The organism is Streptomyces sp. NPDC058685 (assembly GCF_042714725.1).
GTDB lineage: Bacteria > Actinomycetota > Actinomycetes > Streptomycetales > Streptomycetaceae > Streptomyces.
Genome location: NZ_JBHXSL010000016.1, coordinates 30,402 through 47,949 on the forward strand (window position 1 = coordinate 30,402; position 17,548 = coordinate 47,949).

General features: G+C 68.4%; 17 protein-coding genes. All 17 read right to left on the reverse strand.

The features are described from left to right. Nucleotides 1-67: 67 nt before the first annotated feature. The 17 genes from atpD to ACFWU3_RS16145 all read right to left on the reverse strand — a co-directional run bounded on the left by atpD (nt 68) and on the right by ACFWU3_RS16145 (nt 17,484). Complete coding sequence (gene atpD, locus ACFWU3_RS16065) at nt 68-1,510, reverse strand: F0F1 ATP synthase subunit beta (RefSeq protein WP_313944064.1); 1,443 nt, start codon at nt 1,508-1,510, stop codon at nt 68-70. Further along, on the reverse strand, nt 1,510-2,427 hold the full coding sequence (locus ACFWU3_RS16070; RefSeq protein WP_313944065.1) for a F0F1 ATP synthase subunit gamma: 918 nt from the start codon (nt 2,425-2,427) through the stop codon (nt 1,510-1,512). Before ACFWU3_RS16070 ends, atpD begins: the two co-directional genes overlap by 1 nt. Nucleotides 2,428-2,447: 20 nt before the next feature. Then, the gene (atpA, locus tag ACFWU3_RS16075) at nt 2,448-4,040 is read right to left on the reverse strand and encodes a F0F1 ATP synthase subunit alpha (RefSeq protein ID WP_313944066.1); all 1,593 of its coding nucleotides are present in this window, start codon (nt 4,038-4,040) and stop codon (nt 2,448-2,450) included. A 143-nt stretch (nt 4,041-4,183) separates the two neighbouring features. Continuing rightward, nucleotides 4,184-4,999, reverse strand: a complete 816-nt coding sequence (locus ACFWU3_RS16080) for a F0F1 ATP synthase subunit delta (RefSeq protein ID WP_384437199.1) — start codon at nt 4,997-4,999, stop codon at nt 4,184-4,186. Nucleotides 5,000-5,004: 5 nt separating this feature from the next. Continuing rightward, entirely contained in the window at nt 5,005-5,553 is a 549-nt protein-coding gene (locus tag ACFWU3_RS16085; protein WP_384436990.1) for a F0F1 ATP synthase subunit B, read from the reverse strand. Nucleotides 5,554-5,591: 38 nt separating this feature from the next. After that, nucleotides 5,592-5,828, reverse strand: a complete 237-nt coding sequence (gene atpE, locus ACFWU3_RS16090) for an ATP synthase F0 subunit C (protein WP_017949948.1) — start codon at nt 5,826-5,828, stop codon at nt 5,592-5,594. Nucleotides 5,829-5,901: 73 nt separating this feature from the next. After that, entirely contained in the window at nt 5,902-6,672 is a 771-nt protein-coding gene (gene atpB / locus ACFWU3_RS16095; RefSeq protein WP_384437202.1) for a F0F1 ATP synthase subunit A, read from the reverse strand. Between the two features lie 273 nt (nt 6,673-6,945). Continuing rightward, nucleotides 6,946-7,383: a hypothetical protein gene (locus ACFWU3_RS16100; protein WP_384436994.1), complete on the reverse strand. Its 438-nt coding sequence runs from the start codon at nt 7,381-7,383 to the stop codon at nt 6,946-6,948. A gap of 261 nt (nt 7,384-7,644) precedes the next feature. Continuing rightward, nucleotides 7,645-9,009, reverse strand: a complete 1,365-nt coding sequence (locus ACFWU3_RS16105; RefSeq protein WP_384436997.1) for an MraY family glycosyltransferase — start codon at nt 9,007-9,009, stop codon at nt 7,645-7,647. A 106-nt stretch (nt 9,010-9,115) separates the two neighbouring features. Beyond that, complete coding sequence (glyA, locus tag ACFWU3_RS16110) at nt 9,116-10,387, reverse strand: serine hydroxymethyltransferase (RefSeq protein WP_384437000.1); 1,272 nt, start codon at nt 10,385-10,387, stop codon at nt 9,116-9,118. Between the two features lie 104 nt (nt 10,388-10,491). Beyond that, complete coding sequence (locus ACFWU3_RS16115; RefSeq protein ID WP_340475423.1) at nt 10,492-11,139, reverse strand: protein-tyrosine-phosphatase; 648 nt, start codon at nt 11,137-11,139, stop codon at nt 10,492-10,494. Beyond that, nucleotides 11,136-11,783, reverse strand: a complete 648-nt coding sequence (locus tag ACFWU3_RS16120) for an L-threonylcarbamoyladenylate synthase (RefSeq protein WP_384437004.1) — start codon at nt 11,781-11,783, stop codon at nt 11,136-11,138. The genes ACFWU3_RS16115 and ACFWU3_RS16120 overlap by 4 nt, the downstream gene beginning before the upstream one ends. A gap of 79 nt (nt 11,784-11,862) precedes the next feature. Further along, nucleotides 11,863-12,708, reverse strand: a complete 846-nt coding sequence (prmC, locus tag ACFWU3_RS16125; protein WP_340475421.1) for a peptide chain release factor N(5)-glutamine methyltransferase — start codon at nt 12,706-12,708, stop codon at nt 11,863-11,865. 28 nt (nt 12,709-12,736) lie between these two features. Then, nucleotides 12,737-13,816 carry a peptide chain release factor 1 gene (gene prfA, locus ACFWU3_RS16130; RefSeq protein WP_313944076.1) on the reverse strand — a complete coding sequence of 360 codons (1,080 nt, stop codon included), beginning with the start codon at nt 13,814-13,816 and terminating at the stop codon, nt 12,737-12,739. Between the two features lie 109 nt (nt 13,817-13,925). Next, nucleotides 13,926-14,147, reverse strand: a complete 222-nt coding sequence (rpmE, locus tag ACFWU3_RS16135) for a 50S ribosomal protein L31 (protein WP_313944077.1) — start codon at nt 14,145-14,147, stop codon at nt 13,926-13,928. A 169-nt stretch (nt 14,148-14,316) separates the two neighbouring features. After that, nucleotides 14,317-15,426 carry an LCP family protein gene (locus tag ACFWU3_RS16140; protein ID WP_384437010.1) on the reverse strand — a complete coding sequence of 370 codons (1,110 nt, stop codon included), beginning with the start codon at nt 15,424-15,426 and terminating at the stop codon, nt 14,317-14,319. A 300-nt stretch (nt 15,427-15,726) separates the two neighbouring features. Further along, complete coding sequence (locus ACFWU3_RS16145; RefSeq protein WP_384437013.1) at nt 15,727-17,484, reverse strand: trypsin-like serine protease; 1,758 nt, start codon at nt 17,482-17,484, stop codon at nt 15,727-15,729. Between the last annotated feature and the right edge of the window lie 64 nt (nt 17,485-17,548).

Consider the following 17,548-nt stretch of genomic DNA (forward strand, 5'->3'; position numbering starts at 1 on the left):
GGTCAATTCTACGGGGCGTACGAAAGGGGGCGGGACGGACCCCGCCCCCTTTCACGAGTCACGGGACTCAGGAGACGCCGAGCTCCTTGGCGTTGGCCTTGAGGTCCTCAATGCCACCGCACATGAAGAACGCCTGCTCGGGGAAGTGGTCGTACTCTCCGTCACAGATCGCGTTGAACGCGGTGATCGACTCGTCGAGCGGCACGTCCGAGCCGTCCACGCCGGTGAACTGCTTGGCGACGTGGGTGTTCTGGGACAGGAAGCGCTCCACGCGACGGGCACGGTGGACAACGAGCTTGTCCTCCTCGCCCAGCTCGTCGATACCGAGAATCGCGATGATGTCCTGGAGGTCCTTGTACTTCTGCAGGACACCCTTGACACGGGTCGCCGTGTCGTAGTGCTCCTGCGTGATGTAGCGCGGGTCCAGGATGCGGGACGTGGAGTCCAGCGGGTCCACGGCCGGGTAGATGCCCTTCTCGGAGATCGGACGGGAGAGAACCGTCGTCGCGTCGAGGTGGGCGAAGGTGGTGGCCGGGGCCGGGTCGGTCAGGTCGTCCGCGGGGACGTAGATCGCCTGCATCGAGGTGATCGAGTGACCACGCGTCGAGGTGATCCGCTCCTGCAGCAGACCCATCTCGTCGGCCAGGTTCGGCTGGTAACCCACCGCGGACGGCATACGGCCGAGCAGGGTGGACACCTCGGAGCCGGCCTGGGTGTACCGGAAGATGTTGTCGATGAAGAAGAGCACGTCCTGCTTCTGCACATCGCGGAAGTACTCCGCCATGGTCAGACCGGCCAGCGCGACGCGAAGACGGGTGCCCGGGGGCTCGTCCATCTGACCGAAGACAAGCGCCGTCTTGTCGATGACGCCGGACTCGGTCATCTCCTCGATGAGGTCGTTGCCCTCACGGGTACGCTCACCGACGCCCGCGAACACCGACACACCGTCGTGGTTGTTGGCGACGCGGTAGATCATTTCCTGGATCAGAACGGTCTTGCCGACACCGGCACCACCGAACAGACCGATCTTTCCACCCTTGACGTACGGGGTGAGAAGGTCGATGACCTTGATGCCCGTCTCGAACATCTCGGTCTTGGACTCGAGCTGGTCGAAGCTGGGCGCCTTGCGATGGATCGGCCAGCGCTCGGTGGTCTCGCTGTTCGCCTCGGGGACGTTCAGCACCTCACCGAGGGTGTTGAACACCTTGCCCTTGGTGAAGTCGCCGACCGGAACGGTGATGCCCGCGCCGGTGTTCGTCACCGTGGCCTGGCGGACCAGACCGTCGGTGGGCTGCATCGAGATGGCGCGGACCAGGCCCTCGCCGAGGTGCTGGGCGACCTCGAGGGTCAGCGTCTTGAGCTTGCCGTCCTCGGCCGGGTCGGCCACCTCGACGGTGAGCGCGTTGTAGATCTCCGGCATCGCGTCGACGGGGAACTCCACGTCGACGACCGGGCCGATGACCCGGGCGACGCGGCCCGTGGCAACGGCCGTCTCAACTGTCGTCGTCATTACTTGTCACTCCCCGCGGTCGCGTCGGCCAGGGCGCTGGCGCCACCGACGATCTCGCTGATTTCCTGGGTGATTTCGGCCTGGCGGGCCGCGTTGGCAAGCCGGGAGAGGCTCTTGATGAGCTCCCCGGCGTTGTCGGTCGCCGACTTCATCGCGCGGCGGGTGGCAGCGTGCTTGGAAGCAGCGGCCTGGAGCAGCGCGTTGTAGATCCGGCTCTCGACGTAGCGCGGCAGCAGGGCGTCGAGGACGTCCTCCGCCGACGGCTCGAAGTCGAACAGGGGCAGAATCTCGCCCTTGGTGCCGCTCTCCTCCGCCGCCTGCTCGATGCTGAGCGGCAGCAGCCGGTTCTGCACCGGCGTCTGCGTCAGCATCGAGACGAACTCGGTGAAGACGATGTGGAGCTCGTCCACGCCGCCCTCGGCCGTGTCCTGCTGGACCGCCTCGATCAGCGGCGCGGCGACCTTCTTGGCGTCCGCGTACGTCGGGTTGTCGGTGAACCCGGTCCACGACTCCGTGACCGTGCGCTCACGGAAGCCGTAGTACGAGACACCCTTGCGGCCGACGATGTAGCTGACGACCTCCTTGCCCTCGCCCTGGAGCCGCTCGGTGAGCTGGTCCGCCGCCTTGATGGCGTTGGCGGAGTAGCCGCCGGCCAGACCGCGGTCGCTCGTGATGAGCAGAACCGCGGCGCGGACCGGGGACTCCACCTCGGTGGTGAGGGGGTGCTGGGTGTTCGACCCCGTGGCCACCGCGGTCACCGCGCGGGTGAGCTCGGTCGCGTACGGGGTGGAGGCCGACACCTGGCGCTGCGCCTTGACGATGCGCGAGGCGGCGATCATCTCCATCGCCTTGGTGATCTTCTTGGTCGCGGTGACGGATTTGATGCGACGCTTGTAGACCCGGAGCTGGGCTCCCATGAGTCAGGTCCCTTCCGTCGTCACTTGCTCGTGCTGACCGGAGCGTCGTCGCCCAGAAGCTGGCCGTCCGCGGTCTCGAACTGACGCTTGAAGGCCGTGATCGCGTCGGCGATGGACTGCAGGGTGTCGTCCGACATCTTGCCGCCCTCGGCGATGCTGGTCAGCAGCTCCTTGCGCTCGCGGCGCAGGTACTCGAGCAGCTCGGCCTCGAAGCGCCGGATGTCCTGGACCGGGACGTCGTCCATCTTGCCGGTGGTACCGGCCCAGACGGAGACGACCTGCTCCTCGACGGGCATCGGCTGGTACTGGCCCTGCTTCAGCAGCTCGACCATGCGCTTGCCGCGCTCCATCTGCGCCTTGGAGGCCGCGTCCAGGTCGGAACCGAAGGCGGCGAACGCCTCCAGCTCGCGGTACTGGGCGAGGTCCACGCGAAGACGGCCGGAGACCTGCTTCATGGCCTTGTGCTGGGCGGAGCCACCGACACGGGAGACCGAGATACCGACGTTCAGCGCCGGGCGCTGGCCCGCGTTGAACAGGTCGGACTCCAGGAAGCACTGGCCGTCGGTGATGGAGATGACGTTGGTCGGGATGAACGCCGACACGTCGTTCGCCTTGGTCTCGACGATCGGCAGACCGGTCATCGAACCGGCGCCCATGTCGTCGGAGAGCTTGGCGCAGCGCTCCAGCAGACGCGAGTGCAGGTAGAAGACGTCACCGGGGTACGCCTCACGGCCCGGCGGACGGCGCAGCAGCAGCGACACGGCGCGGTAGGCGTCGGCCTGCTTCGACAGGTCGTCGAAGATGATCAGGACGTGCTTGCCGGCGTACATCCAGTGCTGGCCGATGGCCGATCCGGTGTACGGCGCCAGGTACTTGAAGCCGGCCGGGTCGGACGCCGGGGCGGCGACGATGGTCGTGTACTCCAGGGCGCCGGCCTCCTCCAGGGCACCGCGCACGGACGCGATGGTGGAGCCCTTCTGGCCGATGGCGACGTAGATGCAGCGCACCTGCTTGTTCACGTCGCCCGAGCGCCAGTTGTCGCGCTGGTTGATGATCGTGTCGACGGCCAGAGCGGTCTTGCCGGTCTGACGGTCACCAATGATCAGCTGACGCTGACCGCGGCCGATCGGCACCATGGCGTCGACGGCCTTGTAGCCGGTCTGCATCGGCTCGTGCACCGACTTACGGATCATGACGCCAGGGGCCTGCAGCTCCAGGGCGCGGCGTCCGTCGGTCTCGATCTCGCCGAGGCCGTCGATCGGGTTGCCGAGCGGGTCGACGACACGGCCGAGGTAGCCCTCGCCGACGCCGACGGAGAGGACCTCTCCGGTGCGGCGCACCGGCTGTCCCTCCTCGATACCGCTGAACTCGCCGAGGACGACCGCACCGATCTCGCGCTCCTCGAGGTTGAGGGCGAGACCGAGGGTTCCGTCCTCGAACTTCAGCAGCTCGTTCGCCATGGCCGAGGGCAGACCCTCGACCTTCGCGATGCCGTCGCCGGCAACGCTGACCGTCCCGACCTCCTCGCGCGAGGCCGCGTCCGGCTTGTACGACTGGACAAAGTTCTCCAGCGCGTCCCGGATCTCCTCCGGCCGGATCGTGAGCTCCGCCATCTGGGTTCCCTGCTCTCCTTGTTGGGCCCGAAGTTTCTTAGGGGGTCTGGGGGCCGACCCCCAGGAATCTTCTGCAATCTCTGCACGGCCCAACCGGGCCGCTGGTACTGCTCGTCTGTCGTGTTCAGTTAGTGGCGGCCGGGTCAGCCGGCCATACGACGGGCCACCTCGTCGAGGCGGTCCGCGATGGTGCCGTTGATGACCTCGTCGCCGACCCGCACCGAGATCCCGCCGAGGACCTCGGGGTCCACGTCCAGGTTCAGGTGCATGTCGCGGCCGTACAGCTTCGCCAGAGCGGCACCGAGGCGCTGCTTCTGCCGGTCGGTGAGCGGGACCGCCGAGGTGACGACCGCGACCGTCCGCTCCCTGCGCCCGGCAGCGAGCTTGGACAGGGAGTCGAGTCCCTGCTCCAGGCTACGTCCCCGGGGCGCGGTCACAAGACTCACGACCAGTCGCTCGGTGGCCGGATCCGCCTTGCCGCCCAGCAGGCTGCGCAGCAGCTCCGCCTTGCGGGACGGCGACACCGACTTGTCGGTCAGCGCGGCCCGGAGCTCGGTGTTGGACGCGACGATCCGGCTGAACCGGAACAGCTCGTCCTCGACGTTGTCGAGCACGCCCCTGCGCTGCGCGGCGATGAGCTCGGCGGTGGCCGCCAGCTCCTCGATCGCGTCGACCAGGTCGCGCGACCTCGACCAGCGGGAGCGGACCATGCCGGAGACCAGATCAGCGGTCTCGCCACCGACCTGACCGCTCAGCAGGCGCGCCGCCAGCTCGGCCTTCGCCTCGCCGGCCTGCGCCGGGTCGGTCAGGACCCGACGCAGCGACACCTCGCGGTCGAGCAGCGCGGTGACGGCGGCCAGCTCCTCGGCGAGCTTCGCCGCGTCGACGGAGGTGTTGTCCGTCAGCGCGTCGAGGGACTCGCGTGCGGTAGCCAGTGCCTCGCGGCTCGCTCCGTGCAGCGTTTTCATCGACCTGCCTCGGCCTTCTCCTCGAGGTCGTCGAGGAAGCGGTCGATGGTCCGGCTCTGCCGTGCGACGTCCTCGAGGGACTCACCCACGAGCTTGCCGGCCAGCTCGGTCGCGAGCGTGCCCACGTCCTGACGCAGCGCGGCAGCCGCAGCCTTGCGGTCGGCCTCGATCTGGGCGTGGCCGGCCGCGATGATCTCCTCACGCTGCCGCTGGCCTTCCGCCTTCATCTCCTGGATGATCGCGGTGCCCTGCTCGTTCGCCTCCTGGCGCATACGAGCGGCTTCGTGCCGGGCCTCGGCAAGCTGAGCCTTGTACTGCTCAAGGACGCTCTCGGCCTCGACCTTGGCCGCATCCGCCTTCTCCATGCCGCCTTCGATGGCCTCGCGACGCTCTTCCAGAACCTTGTTGATGTTCGGAAGAAGCTTCTTCGCGAAGAAGAAGAAGACGATGGCGAAGGCGATCAGGCCGACGAGCAGCTCGGGGCCCGGAGGAATGAGCGGGCTCTGCTCCTCCTCGGCCGCCAGCTGAACGATGTTGGCGATCACATCAATGCCTTTCGTCGAAATGTGTCAGTAGCCGTGAATTAGCGACCGAACACGAACGGCATAACGATGCCGATCAGGGCGAGCGCCTCACAGAAGGCGAAACCCAGGATCTGGTTGGCACGGATCAGGCCGGCAGCCTCGGGCTGACGGGCAAGAGCCTGGGTGCCGTTACCGAAGACAATGCCGACGCCGATGCCGGGGCCGATCGCGGCGAGGCCGTAGCCGATGGAGCCGAGCGAACCGGTGACGGCGGCGAGGGTCTCAGTGGCAGCCATGCTGATTCTTCCTTTTCATTAACGGACCGGTGGGGTTGGCACCGGACGCTTCGGGGTGGTGCGGGAGGGTGGCTCAGTGGTGCTCGGCGAGAGCGCCCTGAATGTAGGAGCAGGCCAGGAGGACGAAGACGTACGCCTGGACGGCCTGCACGAAGAGTTCGAAGAGGATCATGACCATGGTCATGACGAACGAGACGCCCGCGGCCGGGATCAGCCAGCTGTTCAGCAGGTACCAGGAGGCGACGGTGAACATCACCAGCATCAGGTGTCCGGCGAACATGTTGGCGAAGAGTCGCACCGCGTGCGTGAACGGCCGGACCAGCAGGTTCGAGAAGAGCTCGATGAACGAGACCAGCCACTTGATCGGGCCGAGCGAGTTGTCGTAGCCGGTGATGTTCTTCCAGCCGCCGACGAAGCCGTGGCGCTTGAACGTCACGGACACCCAGATCACGTAGACGATCACTGCGAGTACGACGGGGTACGCGATGATCGATGACACGGGGAACTGTGCCAGCGGGATCACGGACCAGATGTTCATGATCCAGACGAAGAAGAAGATGGAGACCATCAGCGGGACGTACTTCTCGCCCTCCCGCTTGCCGAGGGTCTCGTAGACGATGCCGCGGCGTACGAAGTCGTAGCCGGCCTCACCGATCATCTGGAGCTTGCCGGGGACGACCTTTGCCTTCCCGAAAGCCAGCGTGAAGAAGGTGACGACGACCAACGTGGTGAGCAGCGCGAGCAGCATCACCTTGTTGAACTCGAAGCCTCCGACGGTGAAGATCGGCTGGAAAAGGAAGGAGTGCAGGCCCGGTGCCGGAAAGCCACAGCCGTTGTCGGCCATGATGCGGCAGCTCCAGTCAAAGGCGAGCGTGGTCTGTTCAGCACTCACCGCGGGCTCCTTCGGCGTGACGCATGGGTTCGGCAACCTCGTTGTGTCGGAGCGGCGCGCAGCCGCGAGTCGGCACCGGAGTGGTGTTTCGGATGTGGGGGCGGCGGTCAGGCGTCAAAGCCTCGCGTCGAGCAGGCGTCAGCTCGGATGCCCGCGCCCGCAGTGCCGCAGTTGGCACCGGACGATAGCAGGGTCTCGAACGGGCATTTATACCGGCCCTACCTGTCACGTCGCGGACCCCGTCGTTTCGCCCTGACGGGGAGCAGACGGTTCCGGCTCGACGTAGAGCATCTTGGCCTTCATATGGGCACGGGCCTGCGCAGACACCCAGACAAGCGTGGCGGCGACCAACGTCGCGGCGAACGCCTTGGGGTTGAACAGCGTCGTGTCCTTGAACGCCGCGACAAAGATGAAGAGCACCAGCAGCTGCGTCGTGTACAGCATCAGGCCCATGGCCTGGAAGAGCTGCGGGAACTGCTTGGCGGTCCGCTGGAGGACCACGATGCCGATCCCCATGAAGACGATGACCACCAGTGCGCCGACCGCCGCGCCGAGCGCCCCTTTTCCACCGGCGACCACTCCACTGATCACAGCGGCGATCGCGCCGGCCGCGGCGGTGGGGACGGCGGTGAGAAGAAGTGAGCGTGCGTCGTTGGACGGCATGGCGGCAGCTCCGCTTGCTGGTGGGGGCAGTGGTGTCGTCATGGACGAGCGTAGTCCCGGTCCGAGATGGGTCTCGGGGCCAACCAACCGTCGCACTACGGTCCTTCGGCTCTGTCTCCGGGTCTCGTGAACGGTATCACAAACTATTTGATGAGGTCTTTACCCGAAGGTGTGCCAACTCTCACACATGAGAGTGAAGCCGCGCGTGTGTGCACGACAAGCCGTCGCTATATCTGGTAATAGGCGACATGCCGGACAGTGTCAGCCGCGTGTGCCGGCCTTCCGCCGGTCGGGGAGGTGCGAACGAGCGCCGATCGCTGTCGCTCCGTTGACGCCCGCCGGAATCGGCGTCCGCTCCTCGGACTCCGCGGCCGCTTCGAAGTCCGCGCCACCGGACACGGCCGGCCCGTCCTGCGCGTCGTGACCCGGCGAGGACTCCGCGAGGTGCGGCTGCACCGCACGACGGCGGTAGCGGGGCGGGACGAACGCCTCGGCCCAGCGCGGTGCCCGCGGGGTGAAGCGCGGCAGCAACAGAAGGACCAGACCGACGGCGCTCAGCGCGACGACGAGCATCACGATCCACATGGACGCCGAGTGCACGGAGTACGCGACCACGCCGAACGCGATCAGCGCCGACCAGAAGTACATGATCAGAACCGCGCGGCTGTGCGAATGTCCGATCTCCAGCAGCCGGTGGTGGAGGTGCCCGCGGTCGGCGGCGAACGGCGACTGGCCGTTCCAGGTACGGCGGACGATCGCCAGCACCAGGTCCGCGACCGGGATCGCGATGATCGTCAGCGGCAGCAGCAGCGGGATGAAGACCGGCAGTGCCGCGTGCGTGGCCTCGCGGGTGCTGCCCTCGAAGATCTTGAGGGCGTCCGGGTCCACCTGGCCGGTCACCGAGATCGCGGCCGCCGCCAGCACCAGGCCGATCAGCATCGACCCCGAGTCGCCCATGAAGATGCGCGCCGGATGCATGTTGTGCGGCAGGAAGCCGAGGCACATGCCCATCAGGATGGCGGTGAACAGGCTGGCGGGGGCCGCTGCCTCGATCCCGTAGCTGAACCAGATGCGGTAGGCGTAGAGGAAGAAGGCCGCGGCGGCGATGCACACCATGCCGGCGGCCAGTCCGTCCAGGCCGTCGACGAAGTTCACCGCGTTGATCGTGATGACGACGAGCGCCACGGTCAGCAGGGTGCCCTGCCAGGAGGTCAGCGAGACCGTTCCCACACCGGGTACCGGGATCCACAGGATCGTCAGACCCTGCATCACCATCACACCCGCGGCGATCATCTGTCCGCCGAGCTTGATCAGGGCGTCGATCTCGAACTTGTCGTCCAGGACGCCGATGATCCAGATCAGGGCGGCACCGGAGAGCAGCGCACGCGGTTCGTTGGACAGCTCGAACACGCTGTTCAGGTTCTGCAGATGGTCGGCGACCAGCAGACCGGCGCACAGGCCGAAGAACATGGCGATGCCGCCGAGTCTCGGCGTCGGCTCCCGGTGAACGTCACGGGCACGGATCTCCGGCATCGCGCCGGTCGCGATGGCGAACTTCCGCACCGGACCGGTCAGCAGATAGGTCACCGCAGCCGTGACACAGAGCGTCAGCAGGTAATCACGCACGGGCTGCCCCACAGGAATCGCTGGCCATCTCAGCCCCACACCCTAGCTCTGGTCGCCCCATGGTTGAGGACATACAGGCGCCGGAGATGGTTGCAGATGCTTCCGGCTACCTCTGGTAGGGCGGAAATCTACCGGCCATCTCGCGCACGTCCGTACGGATCTTCCTCGCCTCCTCGCCCTCTTCACGAATCGCCGCGGTGAACAACGACGCGATCCGGCTCATCTCGGTCTCCCCCATGCCCTGAGTGGTGACCGCCGCGGTCCCGAGCCGGATGCCGCGACCGTCCCCGTACGGCAGCGCACAGGTGTCGAGAACCAGTCCGGCGGCGGCCAGACGACCGCGCGCGATCCTGCCGTCCACCCCGAGGGGCGCGGGATCCGCGCTGATCAGATGGGTGTCGGTGCCGCCGGTGAGGACCGCGAAGCCCTCGTCCGCGAGCTCCTCGGCCAGCACGCGCGCGTTGGCGACCACCCGATGTGCGTAGGTCGTGAACGCCGGCGTCGCCGCCTCCCCGAAGGCCACCGCCTTGGCGGCGATCGTGTGCATCTGGGCGCCGCCCTGGGTGAAGGGGAACACCGCCCGGTCGATGCGCTCGGCGAGCTCCGAACCGCACAGGATCATGCCGCCGCGCGGTCCGCGCAGCACCTTGTGCGTGGTGGCGCACACCACATCGGCGTACGGGACGGGGTTGGGCGCCGCGCCGCCGGCGATCAGCCCCATCGGATGGGCGGCGTCCGCGATCAGATAGGCGCCGACCTCGTCCGCGATCTCACGGAACAGCGCGTAGTCGGGGTGGCGCGGATAGGAGATGGAGCCGCAGACCACGGCTTTGGGCCGGTGCTCCCGGGCCAGCGCGCGGACCTGGTCGTAGTCGATGACGCCGGTCTCCGCCTCGACGCCGTAGCCGACGAAGTCGAACCAGCGGCCCGAGAAGTTCGCGGGCGAGCCGTGGGTGAGGTGGCCGCCGTACGGCAGTCCCATGGCGAGCACGGTGTCGCCGGGCCGCAGCAGCGCCGCGTAGGCCGCGAGGACCGCGGAGGAACCGGAGTGGGACTGCACATTGGCGTGCTCGGCGCCGAACAGGGCGGTGGCGCGCTGGACGGCGATCCGCTCGGCGGTGTCCACGAGTTCGCAGCCGCCGTGGTGACGGGCGCCGGGATAGCCCTCGGCGTACTTGTTGGCCAGCGGAGAGCCGAGGGCGGCGAGGACGGCGGGCGAGGTGAAGTTCTCCGCCGCGATGAGCTGGAGGCTGTCGCTCTGCCGTTGCTCCTCCCCCAGGATCACCTCGGCGATCTCGGGGTCCTGACGGCGCAGGGCGTCGAAGTCCCCACCGTGGTGGCTGATGCGGGCGGTGTCAGGCGCTGCGGTTACCGGCATCTGTGGCTCCAGGCGTGGGCTGGCCGTGAAGTCCAATGTAGGCCGGTGGGCCGCGCGGTGCGCGGCGATCGCTCCGTCCGGGTGGCCGGTGGCGGTCCGTGCCGTCAGCGCCGGGCGGGAATGCCCGTCAGCGCGGTGACGACCGGGTCCAGGGCCTGATTGATCTCGTCGCCGATCGAACGGAAGAACGTGATGGGTGCGCCGTAGGGGTCGTACACCTCGTCCGCGTCGGGGCTCGGCGCCAGCAGCCAGCCGCGCAGCGCGGCCGCCGCCCTGACCAGGGCCCTCGCCCGCTCGACGACGCCCTCGTCCCGGGTGTCCGGCAGCGTGGCCGGGTCTATCGCCCGTACGAGCCGGGTGAACTCCTTCAGCGTGAACGTCCGCAGGCCCGCCGAGTGACCCATCGAGATGACCTGCGCCCGGTGGTCGCGGGTCGCCGTGAGGACCAGGTCCGCGCGGATGACGTGTTCGTCCAGCAGTTCGCGTCCCACGAACCCGGTCGCGTCCGCGCCGAAGTCGGCGAGGACCACCTCGGCGTTGGCCTCCATCGGAGCGCCCTCGTGGCCCCAGGTGCCGGCGCTCTCCACGATCAGCCCGCGCGTCAGGGGATCGCCGAGGCGCGCGCTGAGGGCATGCCGCGTCAGCCGCTCGGTGATCGGCGAGCGGCACACGTTGCCGGTGCTGACGTGGAGGATTCTGAAGGTGTCGACAGCGGTCGCCGCACCTATGCCACGCCCCTCAGGGGCGGTCAATTGGCCACCTCGAGGTCGGGTACGACTTTGCGGAGCTCGTCCGCGTCGAGCGCCCCCGCCCGCAGCAGAACCGGCACCTTGCCCGTGACGTCGACGATCGAGGACGGCACGATGCCCGGCGTCGGACCGCCGTCGAGGTAGACGGAGACGGAGTCGCCGAGCATGTCCTGCGCCGCGTCGCAGTCCTCGGGCGAGGGGTGCCCCGTGAGGTTGGCGGACGACACGGCCATCGGGCCGACCTCGGTGAGGAGTTCGATGGCGACGGGGTGCAGCGGCATCCGGATCGCGACGGTGCCCCGGGTGTCCCCGAGGTCCCACTGGAGCGACGGCTGGTGCTTGGCGACGAGGGTGAGCGCTCCGGGCCAGAAGGCGTCGACGAGCTCCCATGCCTGCTCGGAGAAGTCGGTGACCAGGCCGTGGAGGGTGTTCGGGGACCCGATGAGGACAGGGGTGGGCATGTTGCGGCCGCGCCCCTTCGCCGCGAGGAGGTCCGCGACGCCCTCGGAGCTGAAGGCGTCGGCGCCGATCCCGTACACGGTGTCGGTAGGCAGCACGACGAGCTCACCGCGGCGGACGGCGGACGCGGCCTCGCGCAGGCCGGTCGTGCGGTCGGTCGCGTCGTTGCAGTCGTATCGCCGTGCCATCAGTGGGCCTCCTCGTACACGTACAAGATCTTCGTCGTCTGTGTCGTCTGTGTCGTCTGCTCTGTCGTCGCGCGGCTGATCACGGCATCGCCTTGCGGGCCGTGGCGAAGCGCGGCCGCTTGTTCAGGTCGGGGTGGTCGGCCGCGTCCGCCCAGCCGGACTCCTCGTTGAAGATCCACGGCACCTGGCCGCCCTGGGTGTCCGCGTGCTCGATGACCACGAGTCCGCCGGGACGCAGCAGACGGTGCGCGGTGCGCTCGATGCCGCGGATGGTGTCCAGGCCGTCCTCGCCGGAGAACAGGGCCATCTCCGGGTCGTGGTCGCGGGCCTCGGGGGCGACGTACTCCCACTCGGTGAGCGGGATGTACGGCGGGTTGGAGATGACGAGGTCGACCTGGCCGTCCAGTTCGGGCAGCGCGGTGAGCGCGTTGCCCTGGTGGATGGTGACGCGGGAGCCCTCGGCGTTCTTCCGGGCCCAGTTGAGGGCGTCGTCGGAGAGCTCGACCGCGTGCACACGCGAGCGCGGGACCTCCTGTGCCATCGCGAGCGCGATGGCGCCCGATCCGGTGCACAGGTCGACGATCAGCGGCTCGACGACGTCCATGGCCCGTACGGCGTCTATGGCCCAGCCGACGACGGACTCGGTCTCGGGGCGCGGCACGAAGACTCCGGGGCCGACCTGGAGCTCCAGATAGCGGAAGAAGGCCCGTCCGGTGATGTGCTGGAGCGGTTCCCGGGCCTCGCGGCGGGCGACGGCCTCCCAGTAACGGGCGTCGAAGTCCGCGTCCTTGACGTTGTGCAGCTCTCCCCGCTTCACACCGTGGACGAAGGCGGCGAGCTCCTCCGCGTCGAAGCGCGGCGAGGGCACGCCGGCGTCGGCCAGCCGCTGGGTGGCCTGGGCCACCTCGGCGAGCAGCAGGTTCACTGGTCCTCCACCCGTTCCGTACGAGGTGTTACTGGGCGGCCGCGAGCTTTGCGGCGGAGTCGGCGTCGACACAGGCCTGGATGACTGCGTCCAGGTCGCCGTCGAGCACCTGGTCCAAGTTGTACGCCTTGAAGCCGACACGGTGGTCCGAGATGCGGTTCTCGGGGAAGTTGTACGTGCGGATCTTCTCGGAGCGGTCCACCGTGCGGACCTGGCTGCGGCGCGCGTCCGCGGCCTCCTTCTCGGCCTCCTCCTGCGCCGCGGCCAGCAGCCTGGAGCGCAGGATACGCATCGCCTGCTCCTTGTTCTGGAGCTGGCTCTTCTCGTTCTGGCAGGAGGCGACGATGCCGGTCGGCAGGTGCGTGATGCGGACCGCGGAGTCGGTGGTGTTGACGGACTGGCCGCCGGGGCCCGACGAGCGGTAGACGTCGATGCGCAGGTCGTTGGCGTGGACCTCGACGTCGATCTCCTCCGCCTCGGGCGTGACCAGCACACCGGCCGCGGAGGTGTGGATGCGGCCCTGGGACTCGGTGGCGGGCACACGCTGCACGCGGTGCACCCCGCCCTCGTACTTCAGCCGCGCCCAGACGCCCTGTCCGGGCTCGGTGGCACCCTGGCCGCCCTTGGTCTTCACCGCGACCTGGACGTCCTTGTAGCCGCCCAGCTCGGACTCGGTGGCGTCGATGATCTCGGTCTTCCAGCCGACGCGCTCGGCGTAGCGCAGATACATCCGCAGCAGGTCGCCGGCGAACAGGGCGGACTCGTCGCCGCCCGCGCCGGCCTTGACCTCGAGCAGGACGTCCTTGTCGTCGCTGGGGTCGCGCGGCACCAGGAGCAGCCGCAGCTTCTCGGTGAGGTCCTCGCGCTGCTGCTCCAGCTCCTTGACCTCGGCGATGAAGTCCGGGTCGTCGGCGGCCAGTTCGCGCGCGGTCAGGATGTCGTCCCCGGTCTGCTTCCAGGAGCGGTACGTGCCGACAATCGGCGTCAGCTCGGCATAACGCTTGCCCAGCTTGCGCGCGTTCGCCTGGTCGGCGTGGACCGAAGGGTCGGCGAGCTTCTTCTCCAGATCGGCGTGCTCGCCGATCAGTTCCTCGACCGCCTCGAACATTCGGGGGCTCCTGGGGGGTGACGATTACTGAACGAGACCTACGGGACGGCAAAGCGCCGGTCCCAGCCGCCCCGCGCGGGGGTGGCCGAGGACCGGCGCAGTTGGCTCGCTACTTCTTGGCGGAGCCGGCCTTGCCGAAGCGGGCCTCGAAGCGGGCCACGCGGCCACCGGTGTCGAGGATCTTCTGCTTGCCCGTGTAGAACGGGTGGCACTCGGAGCAGACCTCGGCACGGATGGCGCCGCTGTCGATGGTGCTGCGAGTGGTGAACGACGCGCCACAGGTACAGCTGACCTGGGTCTCGACGTACTCGGGGTGGATGTCGCGCTTCAAGGTGTCTCCTAGTTTCGGGAGGGCGCCGGGTCGCACGCGCGGGATACGGATGCGTGAACCGGGGCCGACGTACCAGTCTGCCAGGACCGGCCGTATCTCCCAAAACCGGGGTGCTGTCGGAACTATTCCGCACGCCTCCGCGCCGCCGGCCGCGGAGGCGTGCTGCGGGCTAGCGCGACCGTACGACGGTGCCGGCGTCGCCCTTGTCGCCCGCCGAGTCCTTGACCGCGGCGGCCGGGATGGGCTTGTCCTGCTTGAGCGCCGTCCACACCTGCTGACCGGCGGACTTGAGCGGGATCACCCGGTTCGGGTCGACGGGGTCGTACTCGACCGGCATCGTGATCATCTGCACGTCCTGGGCGTCCAGGCCGCCGAGCCCTCTGGCGAAACTCATCAGCTCGGACACCGAGTCGAGCTCGGAGTCGGGGGTGATGGCCTTGGTCGCGGTGTCGGCGATGTCGAGCAGCTTCTTCGGGTTGGTCAGCACGCCGACGCTCTTGACCTGGTTGATGAACGCCTTCATGAAAGCCTGCTGGAGCTGGATCCGGCCCAGGTCGCTGCCGTCGCCGATGCTCTTGCGGGTGCGCACCAGACCGAGCGACTGCTCCCCGTCGAGGGTGTGCGTGCCCGGCGCCAGGTTCAGATGGCTCTTGGAGTCGTTGATGGCCTTGGCGGTGGTGATCTTCACTCCGCCGAGCTTGTCGATGAGCTTCTTGAAGCCGGTGAAGTCGACCTCGATGTAGTGGTCCATGCGGATGCCGGACATCTTCTCGACGGTCTTCACCGCACAGGCCGGGCCGCCGGACTCGTACGCCGTGTTGAACATCGCGCGCCGGGACCCGGAGACGGTCTTGCCGTCGCTGTCGGTGCAGTCGGGGCGCTGCACGAGGGTGTCGCGGGGCACGGAGACCACGCTCGCCGTCTTGTGACCCTCGTAGACGTGCACGATCATCGCGGTGTCCGAGCGGGCACCGCCCTCGTCGGGGCCGTACTCGGCGTTGGCGCCGGCGCGGGAGTCCGAGCCGAGGACGAGGATGTCCATGGAGCCGTTGTCGACGTCGTCGGGCCGGTCGGTGCCGAGCTGGCTGTTGATGTCGACGCCGGTGATGTTGCCGTTGAGCTTGAAGTAGACGTAGCCGAGGCCGGAGCCGCCGACGAGTACGAGGCCCGCCGTGGTCCAGGCGGCGACGGTCATGGCACGGCGGCCCGTGGAGGGCTGCTTGCGGCGCTTGCCGCGGCTGCCGCGTATTCGGCTGCCACTGCTGCTCTGATCGGCCATGATCTCCCCTGTTCCGCCGTCTGCCGCTACCCCCTGCTGCGCCGAACCAGGTGCGGTTTGTCTGACCCTGTCAATTTTTGCTCCGCCACCGGTGAGACGGCGCGGCGACGGAAAGGGTTGCACGCGGGCGTGAGAACGGGGTGAGAACGCGGCTGCGCCCGCCGTGCTGGGCACGACGGGCGCAGAGCCTGTCCCATCAGGGGTTTTCCCGGACGGGACGGTGGAGCGGGGTGGGGTGGGGGCGCCGGCGGGTGTGGTGAAGGTCCCACCGGCACCGCCCGCCTCAGCAGGCGTCGGGCCTCAGCCGAAGAGGTTGTAGGCCTGCCAGCCGGTGCCGAAGTCCTTGCGCGCACCGAAGATGCCACCGGTCGCGGCGCTGTTGCCGTTGCCCGGGTAGAGCCACAGCTTGCCGGCCGAGTCACGGACCAGGAGGTCGGCGTGACCGTCGCTGTTCACGTCACCGACAGTGACCAGAGCCGTGAAGCTGCTGAGGGTGAACTTGCCGACCAGACGGCGGGCCTCGAACGGGGTCGCGGCCTTGCCGGTGCCCCGGTAGAGATACGTGGAGCCGTCGGCGCCACGGGCCAGAACGTCGGGCTTGCCGTCGCTGGTGAAGTCACCGTGACCGCGGACGACGCCGTACTGGCCCCAGCCGCCACCGACCTGGACGGGGGCGGAGAAGCCGCCGTTGCCCTTGCCCGGGTAGAGGACCAGGTTGCCGGTGGAGTTCACGGTGAGCAGGTCGGGCAGCTCGTCGCCGGTGAGGTCACCGGGGATCAGGATCTGCTTGTTCTTGGCCCAGCCGGTGGACAGCAGCTTCGCGTCCTCGGTGCCGCTGTACATCCAGTAGGTGTAGCCGTTGCTCGTGCGGTAGACGAGGTCTTCCCAGTCGTCACGGTTGAGGTCGCCCTGGATCGCCAGGTTGACGCCGGAGAAGTTGCCATGGTTCAGCGTGCGGGCGAACGAGGTGACCTTGGAGGTCCAGCCGAACAGCGTGCTGTCCGAGGTGCGGCGGGCCAGCAGGTCGGAGGTGTGGTCGTTGTTCCAGTTCGCGTCGTCGACACGGGACTGGATGGGCGCGGAGTACGTGGAGACCTTCGCGTACACGCCGTACTTCCCGACGGCGGAGCAGTCGATGTCGCCCCACGAGACCAGACCGACGAGCTTGCCGCCGACGACCAGCGGGCCGCCGGAGTCACCGTTGCAGGTGGTCTCGCTCGTGGCGTCCTCGCCGGTGGGCGGGGCACCCGCGCACAGCATGTGGCCCTTGATGAAGTCCGCGCCGTACGCACCGGCGCAGGAGGTGTCCGAGACGGTGTCCGCGTCGGCGACCTTCAGCGTCTGCGAGGCGCTGTTCGGCTCCGTGGAGCTGGTACGGCCCCAGCCGTAGACCTTGCCGTCCAGGCCCGCCTGGTACAGGGCGCCGTCGGTCGGCTGCGCGAGCGGCAGCGGCTTGACGGAGACGGGCCGGTCGAGCGTGAGGACCGCGACGTCGTTGTCGAGCGAGACCGGGTTGTACGACGGGTGGTTCCACTGGCGGTACGCGCCCACGATCTGCCCGCCGTGGAAGTCCCACACGGGGTTGCCGTCCGGGTCCGTCTCACCGGTCTGCGTCGGCAGCTTGTCGGTGCCGACGACGACACCGCCGTCCTGGTACCACTTGATGCCCTTGACGCAGTGCGCCGCCGTGGCGACCTTCGTCGGGGCGATCACGACACCGCCGCAGAAGTAGCCGGCACCGGTGCTGTCGCTGAAGTGGAGCTGCGCCATCCACGGCGCGGCGGAGATGGTGGTCTCCTTGCCGCCGATGATGCGCCCGCTCGGCGCGGACTTGGCGCCGTCGGGCTGGCTGACCAGGGTGCGCTTGCTCTTCTCGTCGGCCTTCATCACCCCGGCGATCCTCTGGCGGAGCTCGGCCTGGGACGGCTGCGGCGGCTTCTGCGCCGTGTCACTCAGACGCGGCACCTCCCCCGCCTCCGCGGACTGCGACCCGGACAGAGCGATGCCCGACCCGATCAGCGCGGCCACCACGGCCGCCACCGGTATCGCCAGTCTCATGCGGCGCTTGTGCCGACCACCACGGGTGCGAATCTGCACGCGGTATCCCCTTGGACTTGTCCCG

What these genes read in the sequence shown, in the direction of transcription:
- atpD (WP_313944064.1), bottom strand. Translation starts at nt 1,510, where the DNA reads ATGACGACGACAGTTGAGACGGCCGTTGCCACGGGCCGCGTCGCCCGG.
- ACFWU3_RS16070 (WP_313944065.1), bottom strand. Translation starts at nt 2,427, where the DNA reads ATGGGAGCCCAGCTCCGGGTCTACAAGCGTCGCATCAAATCCGTCACC.
- atpA (WP_313944066.1), bottom strand. Translation starts at nt 4,040, where the DNA reads ATGGCGGAGCTCACGATCCGGCCGGAGGAGATCCGGGACGCGCTGGAG.
- atpE (WP_017949948.1), bottom strand. Translation starts at nt 5,828, where the DNA reads ATGGCTGCCACTGAGACCCTCGCCGCCGTCACCGGTTCGCTCGGCTCC.
- atpB (WP_384437202.1), bottom strand. Translation starts at nt 6,672, where the DNA reads ATGGCCGACAACGGCTGTGGCTTTCCGGCACCGGGCCTGCACTCCTTC.
- ACFWU3_RS16100 (WP_384436994.1), bottom strand. Translation starts at nt 7,383, where the DNA reads ATGCCGTCCAACGACGCACGCTCACTTCTTCTCACCGCCGTCCCCACC.
- glyA (WP_384437000.1), bottom strand. Translation starts at nt 10,387, where the DNA reads ATGCCGGTAACCGCAGCGCCTGACACCGCCCGCATCAGCCACCACGGT.
- ACFWU3_RS16120 (WP_384437004.1), bottom strand. Translation starts at nt 11,783, where the DNA reads ATGGCACGGCGATACGACTGCAACGACGCGACCGACCGCACGACCGGC.
- prfA (WP_313944076.1), bottom strand. Translation starts at nt 13,816, where the DNA reads ATGTTCGAGGCGGTCGAGGAACTGATCGGCGAGCACGCCGATCTGGAG.
- ACFWU3_RS16140 (WP_384437010.1), bottom strand. Translation starts at nt 15,426, where the DNA reads ATGGCCGATCAGAGCAGCAGTGGCAGCCGAATACGCGGCAGCCGCGGC.
- ACFWU3_RS16145 (WP_384437013.1), bottom strand. Translation starts at nt 17,484, where the DNA reads ATGAGACTGGCGATACCGGTGGCGGCCGTGGTGGCCGCGCTGATCGGG.